This window comes from Mycolicibacterium parafortuitum, assembly GCF_010725485.1.
GTDB lineage: Bacteria > Actinomycetota > Actinomycetes > Mycobacteriales > Mycobacteriaceae > Mycobacterium.
The window spans coordinates 220,901-234,779 of record NZ_AP022598.1; the positions used below are offsets into that span (position 1 = coordinate 220,901).

General features: G+C 68.1%; 15 protein-coding genes. 7 read left to right on the plus strand and 8 right to left on the minus strand.

Annotated elements, in window-relative coordinates:
* The first annotated feature begins 1 nt into the window (after position 1).
* Complete coding sequence (locus NTM_RS01000) at positions 2-892, plus strand: LLM class F420-dependent oxidoreductase (protein WP_163765171.1); 891 nt, start codon at positions 2-4, stop codon at positions 890-892.
* Here NTM_RS01000 and NTM_RS01005 read toward each other — a convergent pair.
* The gene (locus NTM_RS01005) at positions 876-1,586 is read right to left on the minus strand and encodes an LpqN/LpqT family lipoprotein (RefSeq protein WP_163765172.1); all 711 of its coding nucleotides are present in this window, start codon (positions 1,584-1,586) and stop codon (positions 876-878) included. The genes NTM_RS01000 and NTM_RS01005 overlap by 17 nt on opposite strands.
* 87 nt (positions 1,587-1,673) lie before the next feature.
* On the opposite strand from NTM_RS01005, the gene rfbB reads away from it, so the two are divergent.
* The 4 genes from rfbB (at position 1,674) to mmsB (ending at position 6,347) form a co-directional block, all read left to right on the plus strand.
* Positions 1,674-2,681, plus strand: coding sequence for a dTDP-glucose 4,6-dehydratase (rfbB, locus tag NTM_RS01010; RefSeq protein ID WP_163765173.1), 1,008 nt, complete (start codon positions 1,674-1,676; stop codon positions 2,679-2,681).
* Positions 2,682-2,760: 79 nt separating this feature from the next.
* Entirely contained in the window at positions 2,761-4,281 is a 1,521-nt protein-coding gene (locus tag NTM_RS01015) for a CoA-acylating methylmalonate-semialdehyde dehydrogenase (protein ID WP_163765174.1), read from the plus strand.
* Between the two features lie 9 nt (positions 4,282-4,290).
* A complete protein-coding gene (locus NTM_RS01020) occupies positions 4,291-5,451 on the plus strand; it encodes an acyl-CoA dehydrogenase family protein (protein ID WP_163765175.1) in 1,161 nt (386 codons plus the stop codon).
* Between the two features lie 14 nt (positions 5,452-5,465).
* Positions 5,466-6,347 carry a 3-hydroxyisobutyrate dehydrogenase gene (gene mmsB, locus NTM_RS01025; protein ID WP_163765176.1) on the plus strand — a complete coding sequence of 294 codons (882 nt, stop codon included), beginning with the start codon at positions 5,466-5,468 and terminating at the stop codon, positions 6,345-6,347.
* Positions 6,348-6,472: 125 nt separating this feature from the next.
* Here mmsB and NTM_RS01030 read toward each other — a convergent pair whose 3' ends face one another.
* Positions 6,473-7,255 (minus strand): HAD family hydrolase, encoded by a 783-nt coding sequence (locus NTM_RS01030; protein ID WP_163769335.1) that lies wholly within the window; start codon positions 7,253-7,255, stop codon positions 6,473-6,475.
* A 59-nt stretch (positions 7,256-7,314) separates the two neighbouring features.
* Here NTM_RS01030 and NTM_RS01035 point away from each other — a divergent pair, with 59 nt between their 5' ends.
* Both NTM_RS01035 and NTM_RS01040 read left to right on the plus strand, forming a co-directional pair.
* Positions 7,315-7,944 (plus strand): response regulator, encoded by a 630-nt coding sequence (locus tag NTM_RS01035; protein WP_163765177.1) that lies wholly within the window; start codon positions 7,315-7,317, stop codon positions 7,942-7,944.
* Positions 7,941-9,170 (plus strand): GAF domain-containing sensor histidine kinase, encoded by a 1,230-nt coding sequence (locus NTM_RS01040; protein ID WP_163765178.1) that lies wholly within the window; start codon positions 7,941-7,943, stop codon positions 9,168-9,170. The genes NTM_RS01035 and NTM_RS01040 overlap by 4 nt, the downstream gene beginning before the upstream one ends.
* Here NTM_RS01040 and NTM_RS01045 read toward each other — a convergent pair.
* From NTM_RS01045 to secY, 6 genes are read right to left on the minus strand one after another with little or no spacing between them, the layout of a single operon-like run.
* Positions 9,167-9,664, minus strand: a complete 498-nt coding sequence (locus NTM_RS01045; RefSeq protein ID WP_104862925.1) for a MarR family transcriptional regulator — start codon at positions 9,662-9,664, stop codon at positions 9,167-9,169. The two genes, NTM_RS01040 and NTM_RS01045, sit on opposite strands and share 4 nt — an antisense overlap.
* A gap of 17 nt (positions 9,665-9,681) precedes the next feature.
* A complete protein-coding gene (locus tag NTM_RS01050; protein WP_163765179.1) occupies positions 9,682-10,392 on the minus strand; it encodes an anti-sigma factor family protein in 711 nt (236 codons plus the stop codon).
* Positions 10,389-10,904, minus strand: coding sequence for a sigma-70 family RNA polymerase sigma factor (locus NTM_RS01055; protein ID WP_163765180.1), 516 nt, complete (start codon positions 10,902-10,904; stop codon positions 10,389-10,391). Before NTM_RS01055 ends, NTM_RS01050 begins: the two co-directional genes overlap by 4 nt.
* A 42-nt stretch (positions 10,905-10,946) precedes the next feature.
* Positions 10,947-11,747 carry a type I methionyl aminopeptidase gene (gene map / locus NTM_RS01060; protein WP_104862923.1) on the minus strand — a complete coding sequence of 267 codons (801 nt, stop codon included), beginning with the start codon at positions 11,745-11,747 and terminating at the stop codon, positions 10,947-10,949.
* Entirely contained in the window at positions 11,748-12,293 is a 546-nt protein-coding gene (locus NTM_RS01065) for an adenylate kinase (RefSeq protein ID WP_083144955.1), read from the minus strand.
* Entirely contained in the window at positions 12,290-13,627 is a 1,338-nt protein-coding gene (gene secY / locus NTM_RS01070) for a preprotein translocase subunit SecY (RefSeq protein ID WP_083144954.1), read from the minus strand. The genes NTM_RS01065 and secY overlap by 4 nt, the downstream gene beginning before the upstream one ends.
* Positions 13,628-13,879 lie beyond the last annotated feature (252 nt).

A 13,879-nucleotide genomic window follows, 5' to 3' on the forward strand; every position in this document is an offset into this window, starting at 1 on the left:
GATGTCCGACACCGCAACGACCGACCCCGCACCCGATACCGGCGGCCCGTCGCTGAAGCCCGCGCTCGGCCGGTTCGGGGTGTGGACCGGGCAGCCGGTGACGCCCGAACAGGCCGTCGAGATCGAGAAGCTCGGATACGGGACGGTCTGGGTCGGAGCGTCCCCGGCCGCTGAGCTGGACTTCGTCGAACCGATCCTGGAGAAGACCGACACGCTGCAGGTCGCGACCGGCATCGTGAACATCTGGACGGCCGACGCGGGCGAGGTGGCCAAGTCCTACCACCGCATCGAGAAGGCCTTCCCCGGCCGGTTCCTGCTCGGCGTCGGGGTGGGCCACCCCGAGCACACCCAGGAGTACACCAAGCCCTACCAGGCGCTCGTCGACTACCTGGACGCGCTGGACGCCGCGAAGGTGCCGACCAGCCGGATGGTGGTGGCCGCGCTCGGGCCCAAGGTGCTCAAGCTCGCCGCGCAGCGCAGCGCCGGCGCGCATCCGTACCTGACCACGCCGGTGCACACCGGCCAGGCCCGCGAGCTCCTCGGCCCCACCGTGCTGATCGCACCCGAGCACAAGGTGGTGCTGACCAACGACGCCGACAGGGCGCGCGAGATCGGCCGTCAGACGGTCGACTTCTACCTCGGGCTGTCGAACTACGTGAACAACTGGAAGCGGCTCGGTTTCACCGACGAGGATCTGACCCCGCCCGGCAGCGACCGGTTCATCGACGCGGTCGTCGCGTACGGCACGCCCGACGAGATCGCCGAGCGACTGTCCGAACACCTGGCGGCAGGTGCCGACCATGTCGCGATCCAGGTGCTCGGCGGCAGCGACGAACTGTTGTCGACGCTGGAGGAACTCGCCGGACCGCTGGGGCTCACGGCGCGGGATTGATTGTCGTCCCGTCGTCGATCACGCCCATCGCCTCGAGCATCACGGGTGCCTGATCGGCCGGGCCCTGCGCGTCGAGCGCGAGGATGTAGGTGTTCTGCGGCCCTTCGATCACCACCGACTTGCGGGCGACGAAACCGGGCGCATCGTCGATGGTCGCGTTGCCCGCGATGTCGACCGCCGCGCTTCCGTCGAGATCGCTCGGGGTCCCTGTTGTCGGGCCGTCCCACCCCTGCAGCCGTGTCACCGCGTTCGGTGACAGCTCGAGGATCTTGGCGACCTCGAAGGTGCCACCCTCCAGTCGCGCCATCCTGGCGATGATCACCGGCGGGTTCGGGGAGTCCTTCACCGCCGACAACACGATCGCCCCGTAGGCGTCCTGCGGCAGGTCGTTCTCGGGGATCGACTCCCAGCCGTCGGGCATCGGAAGGTCCACCATCGGCACACCGGGCTCGTTGGCCTTGACGATGGTCTGCGAGACGCCGTTGGCGGTGAGGTACTCCCCGACCGTCTGGTCGTCCATCGCGGCCGTTTCGGGGGTCGCGGTGGTTTCGGGGGTTCCAGTCGTTTCAGTGGTTTCAGTGGCCGCGCTCGTGGTCTCGGCAGCCTTCTCTCCGCTGGAACCGCAGCCGGCCACGGTCAGCGCGACGGCCAGTGCGGCCGCCGCAAGAACGCTGAGTGTCGTCGATGAGCGCATGGCGATGCCTCTCTATTACCGGGTAGTGGTAGCAGACCACAGGGCGCCGGATTCCAGAGCGGAATGATCTGGATAGGGTCACTGTCCATGCGGTTGCTGGTCACCGGGGGAGCCGGGTTCATCGGCGCCAACTTCGTCCGCACGACGGTGCGCGAACGTCCCGACGTGCGGGTGACGGTGCTGGACTCGCTGACCTACGCCGGAAGCCGGGAGTCACTCGCCGAGGTGGACGCCGACATCCGGTTGGTTCAGGGGGACATCACCGATGCCGGCCTGGTCGGCGCGCTCGTCACCGAATCCGACGCCGTCGTGAACTTCGCCGCCGAGACGCACGTCGACAACGCCCTCGCCGACCCCGAACCGTTCGTGCGCTCCAACGTGGTCGGGACGTTCACCATCCTGGAGGCCGTCCGCCACGCGTCGGCGGCGGAACCGGTTCGCCTGCATCATGTCTCGACCGACGAGGTGTACGGCGACCTCGCCCTCGACCAGCCGGCACGGTTCACCGAGACGACTCCCTACGACCCGTCGAGCCCGTACTCGGCGACGAAGGCCGCCTCAGACATGCTGGTGCGCGCATGGGTGCGTTCCTACGGTGTCGCGGCGACGCTGTCGAACTGCTCGAACAACTACGGGCCGTTCCAGCATGTGGAGAAGTTCATCCCGCGCCAGATCACCAACATCCTCACCGGGCGGCGCCCGAAGCTCTACGGCACCGGTGCCAACGTGCGCGACTGGATCCACGTCGACGACCACAACAGCGCGGTGTGGCGGGTGCTCTCCGACGGCGCGGTCGGGCGCACCTATCTGATCGGAGCCGACGGCGAGCGCGACAACCTGTCGGTGCTGCGGATGATCCTGCGGCTGATGGGCCGCTCCCCCGACGACTTCGACCACGTCACCGACCGCGCCGGACACGATCTGCGGTACGCGATCGACGCCACCCCGCTGCGCGACGAGCTCGGGTGGCGGCCGGCCCACGCCGACTTCGAGGCCGGCCTGCGCGACACCATCGAGTGGTACCGCGACAACGAATCATGGTGGGCCCCAATCAAAGACGCCGTCGAGACGGCGTACGAGGCGCGTCGGCAGTAAGCCCGATCACAGCACCCCTTGCGGAGGGGCGTACGTCATTACTAGGATATCCAAGTATCTACGCTCGGAAGGCTTTGTCATGACCACACGGATCCCCCATTTCATCGACGGAAAGCGCAGCGAGCTTTCGTCGACCCGCACCGCCGGCGTCTTGAACCCGAGCACCGGCGAGGTTGCGGCCGAGGTCCTGCTCGCCAGCGCCGCTGACGTCGACACCGCGGTCGCCTCCGCCGTCGAGGCCCAGAAGGAATGGGCCGCCTGGAACCCGCAGCGCCGCGCGCGCGTGATGATGAAGTTCATCGAACTGGTCAACGCCAACGTCGACGAGTTGGCAGAACTCCTGTCCATCGAACACGGCAAGACCGTCGCCGACTCCAAGGGCGACATCCAGCGCGGCATCGAGGTCATCGAGTTCGCGATCGGCATCCCGCACCTGCTCAAGGGTGAGTTCACCGAGAACGCGGGCACCGGCATCGACGTCTACTCGATCCGGCAGCCGCTCGGCGTCGTCGCGGGTATCACGCCGTTCAACTTCCCCGCGATGATTCCGCTGTGGAAAGCCGGCCCGGCGCTGGCCTGCGGTAACGCGTTCATCCTCAAGCCGTCCGAGCGCGACCCGTCGGTGCCGGTGCGGCTGGCCGAGTTGTTCCTCGAAGCCGGACTGCCCGCCGGGGTGTTCCAGGTCGTCCAGGGTGACAAGGAAGCCGTCGACGCGATCCTGACCCACCCGGACATCCAGGCCGTCGGCTTCGTCGGCAGCTCCGACATCGCGCAGTACATCTACTCGACCGCCGCTGCCCACGGCAAGCGTTCGCAGTGCTTCGGCGGCGCGAAGAACCACATGATCATCATGCCCGACGCCGACCTGGACCAGGCCGTCGACGCACTCATCGGCGCCGGCTACGGCAGCGCCGGCGAGCGCTGCATGGCGATCAGCGTCGCGGTGCCGGTCGGCGAGGAGACCGCGAACCGCCTGCGCGCCCGCCTGGTCGAGCGGGTCAATCAGCTCCGCGTCGGCCACAGCCTGGACCCGAAGGCCGATTACGGCCCGCTGGTCACCGAGGCCGCGCTGAACCGGGTCCGCGACTACATCGCCCAGGGTGTCGAGGCCGGCGCCGAACTGGTCGTGGACGGGCGCGAGCGCACCACCGACGAGCTCACCTTTGACGATCAGGATCTGTCGAAGGGGTTCTTCATCGGACCCACCCTGTTCGACCACGTCACCACCGACATGTCGATCTACACCGACGAGATCTTCGGCCCGGTGCTGTGCATCGTCAGGGCGAAGGACTACGACGAGGCCTTGAGCCTGCCGACCAAGCACGAGTACGGCAACGGCGTCGCGATCTTCACCCGCGACGGCGACGCCGCCCGCGACTTCGTGTCCAAGGTCCAGGTCGGCATGGTCGGCGTGAACGTGCCGATCCCGGTTCCGGTGGCCTACCACACCTTCGGTGGCTGGAAGCGGTCCGGATTCGGCGACCTCAACCAGCACGGCCCGGCATCGATCCAGTTCTACACCAAGGTCAAGACCGTCACCGAGCGGTGGCCGTCGGGAATCAAGGATGGCGCCGAGTTCGTCATCCCGACCATGAAGTAGGGCGTCGCAGTGTTCGAACTGGATGACGACGAACGCGTCATCACCGAGACGGCTGCCGCGTTCGCCACCAAACGCCTTGCCCCGCATGCCCTGGACTGGGATGCCGACAAGCACTTCCCCGTCGAGGCGCTGCGGGAGGCCGCCGAACTCGGCATGGGCGCGATCTACTGTTCCGAAGAGGTCGGCGGCAGCGGCCTGCGCCGCCTCGACGCGGTCCGCATCTTCGAGGAGCTGGCCGCCGCCGATCCCGCGATCGCGTCGTTCATCTCGATCCACAACATGTGCGCGTGGATGATCGACACCTACGGCACGCCCGAACAGCGCAAGACGTGGGTGCCGCGGCTGGCGTCGATGGACAGCATCGCCAGCTACTGCCTGACCGAACCGGGTGCCGGCTCCGACGCGTCGGCGCTGCGCACCCGGGCGGTCCGCGACGGTGACTGCTACGTGCTCGACGGCGTCAAACAGTTCATCTCCGGTGCCGGAACCTCCGACGTCTACGTGGTGATGGCGCGCACCGGAGTCGACGGCCCGCGCGGGATCTCCACGTTCGTCGTCGAAAAGGACACGCCGGGGCTGAGTTTCGGCCCCAACGAGGCGAAGATGGGCTGGAACGCCCAGCCGACCGCCCAGGTGATCTTCGAGAAGGTCCGCGTGCCCGCCGACGCGATGCTCGGCGGCGCCGACGGGGAGGGCACCGGGTTCGGCATCGCGATGAACGGCCTCAACGGCGGGCGGATCAACATCGCGGCCTGCTCGCTGGGCGGTGCGCGCTCGGCCCACGAGAAGGCCGCCGGCTATGTGCGGGACCGGGAGGCGTTCGGCGGGTCGCTGCTCGACGAGCCGACCATCCGCTTCACACTGGCCGATATGGCCACCTCGCTGCAGACCTCCCGGATGATGTTGTGGCGGGCGGCATCCGCACTCGACGCCGGCGACCCCGACAAGGTCGAGCTGTGCGCGATGGCCAAGCTGTACGTGACCGACGCCTGTTACGACGTGGCCGATTCCGCGCTGCAGCTGCACGGCGGCTACGGGTATCTCAAGGAGTACGGGCTGGAGAAGATCCTGCGCGATCTTCGCGTTCACCGGATCCTCGAAGGCACCAATGAAATCATGCGCGTGGTGATCGGCCGGGCCGAAGCGGCCCGGGCCCGAGCCGCCGTCTAAGAAAGGTTGTGTCGATGACGACGATCGCGTTCCTGGGCCTGGGCAACATGGGCGGCCCGATGGCGGCGAACCTGGTGGCGGCCGGACACCCCGTGCACGCCTTCGACCTGGTGCCCGAGCTGAGGGAAGCGGCAAAAGCCAAGGGTGCGAACGTCTTCGACACGGGAGCTGCCGCGGTTGTGGATGCCGACGTGGTGATCACGTCGCTGCCGAACGGCTCCATCGTCAAGGCCGTCTACGACGAGGTGGTGCCCGCCGCCAAGGCAGGCGCGCTGCTGATCGACACGTCGACGATCTCCGTCGACGATGCCCGCGCCATCCACAGCCAGGCGGTCGAGAAGGGTCTCGCGCAGATCGACGCGCCGGTCTCCGGCGGCATCAAGGGCGCGACGGCGGGCACACTGGCGTTCATGGTCGGCGGCGAGGACGATGCCTTCGAGCGGGCCAAGCCGGTGCTGGAACCGATGGCGGGCAAGATCATCCACTGCGGCGCCTCCGGTGCGGGGCAGGCGGCCAAACTGTGCAACAACATGGTTTTGGCCGTGCAGCAGATCGCGATCGGTGAGGCGTTCGTGCTCGCCGAGAAGCTGGGTCTGCCCGCGCAGTCGCTGTTCGACGTGATCACCGGTGCGACCGGCAACTGCTGGTCGGTGCACACCAACTGCCCTGTGCCCGGCCCGGTTCCGACCTCGCCGGCCAACAACGACTTCAAGCCGGGCTTCGCGACGGCGCTGATGAACAAGGACCTCGGGCTGGCGATGGCCGCGGTCGAGTCAGCCGGATCCAAGGCTCCGCTGGGCAGCCACGCCGCCGAGATCTATGCGGAATTCGCCCAGTCCGATCCGACCCACGCCGCACTGGACTTCAGCGCGATCATCGAGGCGCTGCGCGGGTAAGCGCACACTGGCCCAGTTGCGCCGAATCTGAACTTGTGGGCCAAGATTCGGCCCGACTTCGAGCACAAGTTCAGATTCGGCGAGGTCGAGGCGCTGCGGGGTAGGCCTGGTGACAGCCCGCCCAGCTAGGCCGCGCTCGGCCTGCGGTGGCTGTCGAGCCACGCGTCGTGCAGGCGCTGACAGTCGGCGATGGTGCGCGGCTGCGCCGCGGACTCGTCGTCGAGCAGCACCGTCGGCGCACCGCACGTCTCCGCCGCCCGACGGCTCACCTGCGACCCCGCGAACGCAAGAGAGTTGTGCGCCGGCGCCCCGAGTTCGGCCAGCGCCGTGCGGAACAGTTCGCAGCGCGGGGCGTCGTCGACGGTGACGATCGTGTCGACCATTCCTTCCCCGACCAGCTGCCTCACCAGGGGTTCGACCCAGGTGTGGCGCCCGGTGCTGACCACGCCGACCGCGATACCCGCACCGAACGCCTCGGCGATCAGCTCCGCCATCCCGGGACGGGCGGTGATGTCGGCGTCGAGGATCGTCTCGGCCAGGATCATCTCCTTGGTCGCGCAGATCTCGTCGACGAGCAACTCGGCCAGCACATCGCATTCGCTGCTGACCCCGCGCTTGCGCAGTTCGGCGGCGACCCGGCGGCGCTCGTCGGGGAGCTCCTGCAGTTGCCGGTAACGCGCCGGGGACCACGCGATGTCCAGTTCCAGCTCCGCGAACGCCGCGTTGAAAGCGAGCCGGTGACCGGTGTTCTCGACATCGGCGATCGCGTCGAGGTCGAGGATCACCGCGCTCAGGGTGGCCAGGGGGCGTACCGCGGTGTCACCAGGGGTGTCCCCGGGTCCGGACCAGTCCCACCAGAACCGGCCGGCGCGCCATGCTTTCTGCTGTGAGGGCTGCACGCATTTCATAGTGGCCCACATCACACCATCGCACCTCCCCCGTGAGGGGGAATCTCTAAGGTGGGGCCATGACCCCCGATCCGGTGCGAATCGTGCTGGTCGACGACCACGAGATGGTCATCGAGGGCTTGAAGGCGATGCTGGCCGCGTTCGGTGACCGGGTCACCGTCGTCGGCCAGGCGGTCGGCGCCGAGCGGGTGATGGGCGTGGTCGCCGACCTCGATCCGGACATCGTGCTCTGCGATGTGCGCATGCAGGGATCCAGCGGGCTGGACGTGTGCCGGCAGCTGCGCGCCTGGGACCCGGACCGCAAAGTGGTGATGCTGTCGGTCTACGACGACGAGCAGTACCTGTTCCAGGCGCTGAAGGTCGGCGCGTCCGGCTACCTGCTCAAGAGCATCAGCAGCGAAGACCTGGTCAGACAGCTCGAGTCGGTGCACACCGGCCAGACGGCGATCGACCCGTCGATGGCGGCCCGGGTGGTGGAGTGGCCCGGTGCCCGCCAAGGCCTGACCCAGCGGGAGAGCGAGATCCTCGAGCTGGTGGTCAACGGGCTGTCCAACCGCGCCATCGCCGCGAAACTCGTCATCGGCGACGAGACGGTCAAGACCCATCTGAGTTCGATCTACCGCAAGCTCGGCGTCAGTGACCGCACCGCGGCCGTCGCGACCGCGCTGCGCGAAGGCATCTTCCAATGACGCGGCCCGTGCTGACCGCCGACCGTGAGCTGACGCTGCTGCGCGAACTGATCCAGGCCGCCTCGCGCGGGCCCGGGGTGGAACCGCTGGCCGCGGCGGCCGCTCGGATGATCACCGCCGCCACCGACAGCGACGTGTGCTTCGTGCACGTGCTCGACGACACCGAGCGGTCACTGACTTTGGCCGGTGCGACGCCGCCGTTCGACGCCGAGGTCGGCAAGATCAGATTGCCGCTCGGACAGGGCATCTCGGGTTGGGTCGCGAGCCATCAACAACCGGTGGTGATCCGCAAGGACAAGGAGTCCGATCCTCGCTACCTGCCGTTCCGGTCGCTGCGCGGCCGCGACTTCACCTCGATGGTGTCGGTGCCGATGCAGACCGAACCCGGCGGGCTGGTCGGTGTGCTCAACGTGCACACCGTCGCCGAACGCGACTTCGCCGACGCCGACGTCGAGCTGCTTCTGGTGATCGGCAGGCTGATCGCGGGGGCGATGCACCAGGCCCGTTTGCACCGCCAACTGGTGGCGCGCGAACGCGCCCACGAGAACTTCGTCGAGCAGGTCATCGAGGCCCAGGAGCTGGAGCGGCGGCGGCTGGCCGGCGACATCCACGACGGCATCTCCCAGCGGCTCGTCACGCTGTCCTACCGGCTCGACGCCGCCGCGCAGGCCGCGAAGTCGCCGGCCGATCACGCCGCACTGACCGAACAGCTGGACCGGGCCCGGGAACTCGCCGAGCTCACCCTGCAGGAGGCCCGAGCCGCGATCAGCGGGCTGCGACCTCCGGTGCTCGACGACCTCGGGCTCTCCGGCGGGCTGGCCAGCCTGGCCCGGTCCATCCCGCAGATCGACATCGACCTCGACATCGGAGGGGAGCTGGCCGACAATCGGCTCCCCGACCACATCGAGCTGGCGCTGTACCGCATCGCGCAGGAGTGCCTGCAGAACGTCGTCAAACACGCCCGCGCCGACCACGCCCGGCTGACGTTCGCCGTGGACCGAACCGACAACGGCGAGGTCGCGCGGCTGGAGATCGTCGACGACGGCATCGGTTTCGACACGCTGGAGAATCCGCTCGGCGGCGACGAGATGGGCGGCTACGGGCTGCTGTCGATGGCAGAGCGCGCCGAAATCGTCGGGGGCAGACTCAACATCCGCTCCCGGCCCGGTAACGGCACCGCGGTCACCGCGACGATCCCGCTGCCCGCGAACCGGGAACCCGCCTAGAAATCGCCCGCGCTGTGCCGCAGCGTCTCGATCGCGTCGGACAGCGCGCGGGACTGGTCCTCGGAGATCCCGATGTCGCCGAACACTTCCTTGTTCAGCGTCTCGGTGGCGTCCTCGACCGTCGAGCGGCCGAGGTCGGTGATGCGCACCAGCGTGGTGCGGCCGTCGGTGGGGTGCGGCAGCCGCTCGACGAGCCCGTCGGCCTCCAGCCGCCGGATCGCGTGCGTGACGCTGGTGACGTGTACCTGCAGCCGGTCCGAGGCCTTGGTGATCGGGAGCGCGCCGGTGCGGCTGAACGCCAGCAGCCGCAGCAGTTCGAACCGGGAGAAGCTCAGATCGTAAGGGCGCAGCGCGTTCTCGACCCGGGCCAGCAGGATCTGGTGGGCCCGCATCACCGAGGTCACCGCGACCATCCCGTCGGCGACATCACCCCAGCCCGCGCGCTCCCAGTTGGCGCGTGCGGTGGCGATAGGGTCGCGCCGGTCCGGTCCCACGCACCTTTCTTACCTCATCACAGCTGTTTCTCCAGCAGCACCCTGCCGTCGTGCGTTGACACCAGCTGCACGGCCTTGATGTCGTCGGCCGCCATCGGCGTCGTCCCGCTCGGCAGCGCCGTCGCCCCGGAAAGCCCGAGCCACGTGGCGATCTGAGACCGGGTCCCGTCCTGGCCGACGACCACCATGCCGAGGTCCTGCGGTGCCGTGCCGTGCGGGCTCTGCCCCCAGTCGCCGTACGAGCACGCCATGTCGATCCGGGTGCCCCAGCCGTATCCGGTCAGCGCGACGCTGGCGTTGATAGGGGTCTCCGATACCTTCACCATCGTGTGCAGCGGCGCCGACGCCTGCTCGTCGGTACCCGCGTCGCGGCCGAACAACTCCGGTTTGACCACCAGCGCGAGGGCCAGCGACAGCATCGCCGCGGCCACCGCGACGGCGGCCAGCGTCATCGCGCGGTTCCTGCGGCGGCGCGCCCGGACCCGCTCGATCACCGAGGTCAGCACCTCCGGCCGCAGCGGCGGCTCGGGCTGCTCGTCGTCGAGCGCGCTGACCTCGTCGAGGTCGAGCATCGACAGCACATCCGGCATCCCGCTGAGTTCGGCGACCGCGGTGCGGCAGCTCGGGCAGTCGGACAGGTGGTCCTCGTACTCGTGGCGGTCGTCGCGGGCCAGCGCGCCGAGCACATAGGCGGCATCCCACGTCTGGTAGCGATCCTGGGGAGTCATCGCGTCACCCCCATCTCCTCTAGTCCGAGCCTCAGTGCGCGGACGGCGTAGTGCAGCCGGGATTTCACGGTGCCCTCCGGGATGTGCAGATCGGCTGCGATCTGCCCGGTGGTCCAGCCCTGGTAGTAGGCGCGCCGCACGACCGCCCGGTGTTCCTCCGAGAGTTGGCGCAGCGCGGCGCTCAACAGGATGCGGTCCAGCGCGGTGTCCACCTCGTCGGGCGACGCGCTGTCCGCGACGCTGCCGGGGTCGGGCACGTCGGTCTCATGACGGAACCGGGCGCTGCGGCGTTCGTCGATGATCATGTTGCGGGCCACAGTGAACAGCCAGGCTCTGGCCGGGCGTTCCACATCGGCGATGACGCTCGGATGTCGCCACGCGCGCAGCAACGTCTCCTGCACGACGTCCTCGGCGCGGGCCCGGTCCCCCGTCAACCGCAGCGCGTAGCGCCACAGCGCGGTGGCGTGCTCGTCGTAGAGCACGCGCATCATCGCGGCTTCCGGGTCATCCATCCCAACCTCCGTCTTTACATACGACGGACAGGCGAGATTAGTTCAGCCGGCTGTCAGAATCCTGGGACCGTCCTCGGTGACGGCGACGGTGTGCTCCCAGTGCGCGGCGCGGGAACCGTCGGTGGTCACCACCGTCCAGTCGTCCTCCAGCACCGCGGTCTTGCGGGTTCCCAGCGTCAGCATCGGCTCGATGGCCAGCACCGAACCGGGCGCCAGGTAGGGCCCGCGGCCCGGCGCGCCCTCGTTGGGCAGGAACGGGTCCATGTGCATCTCACGGCCGATGCCGTGACCGCCGTACCCGGCGACGATGCCGAACTTGCGGCCGTAGCGCTGTTCGGCCGCGTGGGTGCCCTTCTCGATCGCGTGCGACACGTCGCTGAGCCGGTTGCCCGGCAGCATCGCCGCGATCCCGGCCTCCATCGACTCCCGGGTGGCCGCCGACAGGTTCGCGTCCGCGTCGATCAGCGCGCCTACTCCGAACGTCACCGCCGAGTCACCGTGCCAGCCGTCGAGGATCGCGCCGCAGTCGATCGACACCAGGTCACCCTCGGCGAGCAGTTCGGTCGCCGACGGGATGCCGTGCACGACGCGGTCGTTGACCGACGAGCAGATCGTGGCAGGGAAGCCGTGGTAGCCGAGGAACGACGGGGTTCCGCCGCCGTCGCGGATCACCGACTCGGCAACCTGGTCGAGGTCGAGCGTCGACACACCGGGCGCCGCGGCAGCCTGCACCGCCTTCAGCGCGGCAGCGACGAGCGCACCGGCAGCGGCCATCGCGTCGAGTTCCCCCGCGGTGCGCTGGGGGACGACTTTGCGGCTACGCAGGCCGGGCAGGGAGACCATCTACTGGCCGAGCGCCTTCAACGCCCGGTCGAAGACCTCGTCGAGTTCACCGACGGCGTCGACGGTCTTGACGTCGGCGGAGTAGAAGTCCAGCAGCGGGGCGGTCTCGTCCCGGTAGACCTTGAACCGGTTGCGGATGACGTCTTCGGTGTCGTCGGCACGTCCGCGACCCTTGAGCCGCGAGACGAGCTCCTCTTCGGGCACCCGGAACTCGACGACCGCGTCGAGCGAGAGTCCGCGCTTCTCCAGCATCTCGGCCAGCGCCTTGGCCTGCTCGACCGAGCGCGGGAAACCGTCCAGGATGAACCCGGCCTTCGCGTCCTCGTCGTCGAGCCGGTCGTCGACCAGCGCGTTGGTCAGGGTGGCCGGGACCAGGTCACCGGCGTCGAGGTACTTCTTGGCCTCGATGCCCAGCTCGGTGTTGTTGCTGATGTTGTACCGGAACAGGTCGCCCGTGGAGATGTGCGGGATGCCCAGCTTCTCCGCCAGTTTCTGGGCCTGCGTGCCCTTGCCCGCTCCGGGCGGTCCCAGCAACACGATTCTCACTTCAGGAACCCTTCATAGTTGCGCTGCATCAGCTGGCTTTCGATCTGCTTGACGGTGTCGAGTCCGACGCCGACGGCAATGAGGACCGCAGTACCGCCGAACGGCAGGTTCTGCACGGAGCCGGTGTTGCCGATCTCCAGGAAGAGGTTCGGCAGCACGGCGATCACGCCCAGGTAGATCGAGCCCGGCAGGGTGATCCTGGACAGGACGAAACTCAGGTACTCGGCGGTCGGCTTACCGGGCCGGATGCCCGGGATGAAGCCGCCGTATTTCTTCATCTCGTCGGCACGTTCCTCGGGGTTGAACGTGATCGAGACGTAGAAGTAGGTGAAGAAGATGATCAGCCCGAAGTAGATCGCGATGTAGACCGGGCTGCTCGGGTCGGTCAGATAGTCGGCGACGAACGACTGCCACCACCCGGTGCTCGGGCTGTCGCTGGCGCTGGTGATCAGCTGGGTGATCAGGTGCGGGATGTAGATCAGCGACGACGCGAAGATGACCGGGATGACGCCGGCCTGGTTGACCTTCAGCGGCAGGTAGGTCGAGGTGCCGCCGTACATCTTGCGGCCGACCATGCGCTTGGCGTACTGCACCGGGATGCGGCGCTGGCCCTGCTCGACGAACACGACGCCGACCACGATCAGCAGGGCCGCGACGCAGACCAGCGTGAAGACCATGCCACCGCGGCTGTCGAGGATGTTCTTGCCCTCGCCGGGGATCGCCGACGCGATGCTGGCGAAGATGATCAGCGACATGCCGTTGCCGACGCCGCGCTCGGTGACCAGCTCGCCCATCCACATCACCAGAGCCGCACCGGCGGTCATCACGATGACGATGACGGCCAGGGTCCAGATGTTCATACCCTCGCTCTGGCCCTCGATGATGTCCAGCGAGCAGCCCTGCAGCAGCCCGCCGTTGGCGGCCAGCGCCACGATGCTGGTGGCCTGCAGGATCGCCAGCGCGATCGCGAGGTAGCGGGTGTACTGCGTGAGCTTGGTCTGGCCCGCCTGCCCCTCCTTGCGCAGCTGCTCGAAGCGCGGGATCACCACGCCGAGAAGCTGGACGATGATGCTCGCGGTGATGTACGGCATGATGCCGACCGCGAACACCGACAGCTGCAGCAACGCGCCGCCGGAGAACAGGTTGATCAGCGAGTAGATCTGACCCGACTCACCGCCGCTCACGTCGGCGATGCACTGCTGCACGTTCGGGTAGTTGACGCCCGGGGACGGAACGTTGGCACCGACCCGGTAAAGGATCACGATTCCGAGCGTGAACAGGATCTTTCGCCTGAGATCTACTGTCCGCAGGGACGAGATGAAAGCCGACAGCACTCTTTCCTCCTGCACGGCCGTGGGTCTTGCTCGCGGCGTGCTCATGGGGCTGGCGTGACCAGCGTCGTGGTTAAGTCCTGTGCGCGACGGCACGAGCAGGCTGAACAGCCTGCGCAAGTCACGCGTTCAAACAGTCTACGAGACTAACAGCTGCATGTTCTGTCCCCGAATCGTGGATTGCCGCACATCCGGCGCTCAGGGGCCATTCAGATTCCGAGCGTACAGTCGCCGACAGTTGTTAACTGCCCTAAT

Bases quoted from the DNA above. Each gene is read 5' to 3' on its own strand.
- NTM_RS01000 (WP_163765171.1), top strand. From the start codon at position 2: ATGTCCGACACCGCAACGACCGACCCCGCACCCGATACCGGCGGCCCG.
- NTM_RS01005 (WP_163765172.1), bottom strand. From the start codon at position 1,586: ATGCGCTCATCGACGACACTCAGCGTTCTTGCGGCGGCCGCACTGGCC.
- rfbB (WP_163765173.1), top strand. From the start codon at position 1,674: ATGCGGTTGCTGGTCACCGGGGGAGCCGGGTTCATCGGCGCCAACTTC.
- NTM_RS01015 (WP_163765174.1), top strand. From the start codon at position 2,761: ATGACCACACGGATCCCCCATTTCATCGACGGAAAGCGCAGCGAGCTT.
- mmsB (WP_163765176.1), top strand. From the start codon at position 5,466: ATGACGACGATCGCGTTCCTGGGCCTGGGCAACATGGGCGGCCCGATG.
- NTM_RS01030 (WP_163769335.1), bottom strand. From the start codon at position 7,255: ATGAAATGCGTGCAGCCCTCACAGCAGAAAGCATGGCGCGCCGGCCGG.
- NTM_RS01035 (WP_163765177.1), top strand. From the start codon at position 7,315: ATGACCCCCGATCCGGTGCGAATCGTGCTGGTCGACGACCACGAGATG.
- NTM_RS01040 (WP_163765178.1), top strand. From the start codon at position 7,941: ATGACGCGGCCCGTGCTGACCGCCGACCGTGAGCTGACGCTGCTGCGC.
- NTM_RS01050 (WP_163765179.1), bottom strand. From the start codon at position 10,392: ATGACTCCCCAGGATCGCTACCAGACGTGGGATGCCGCCTATGTGCTC.
- NTM_RS01055 (WP_163765180.1), bottom strand. From the start codon at position 10,904: ATGGATGACCCGGAAGCCGCGATGATGCGCGTGCTCTACGACGAGCAC.
- map (WP_104862923.1), bottom strand. From the start codon at position 11,747: ATGGTCTCCCTGCCCGGCCTGCGTAGCCGCAAAGTCGTCCCCCAGCGC.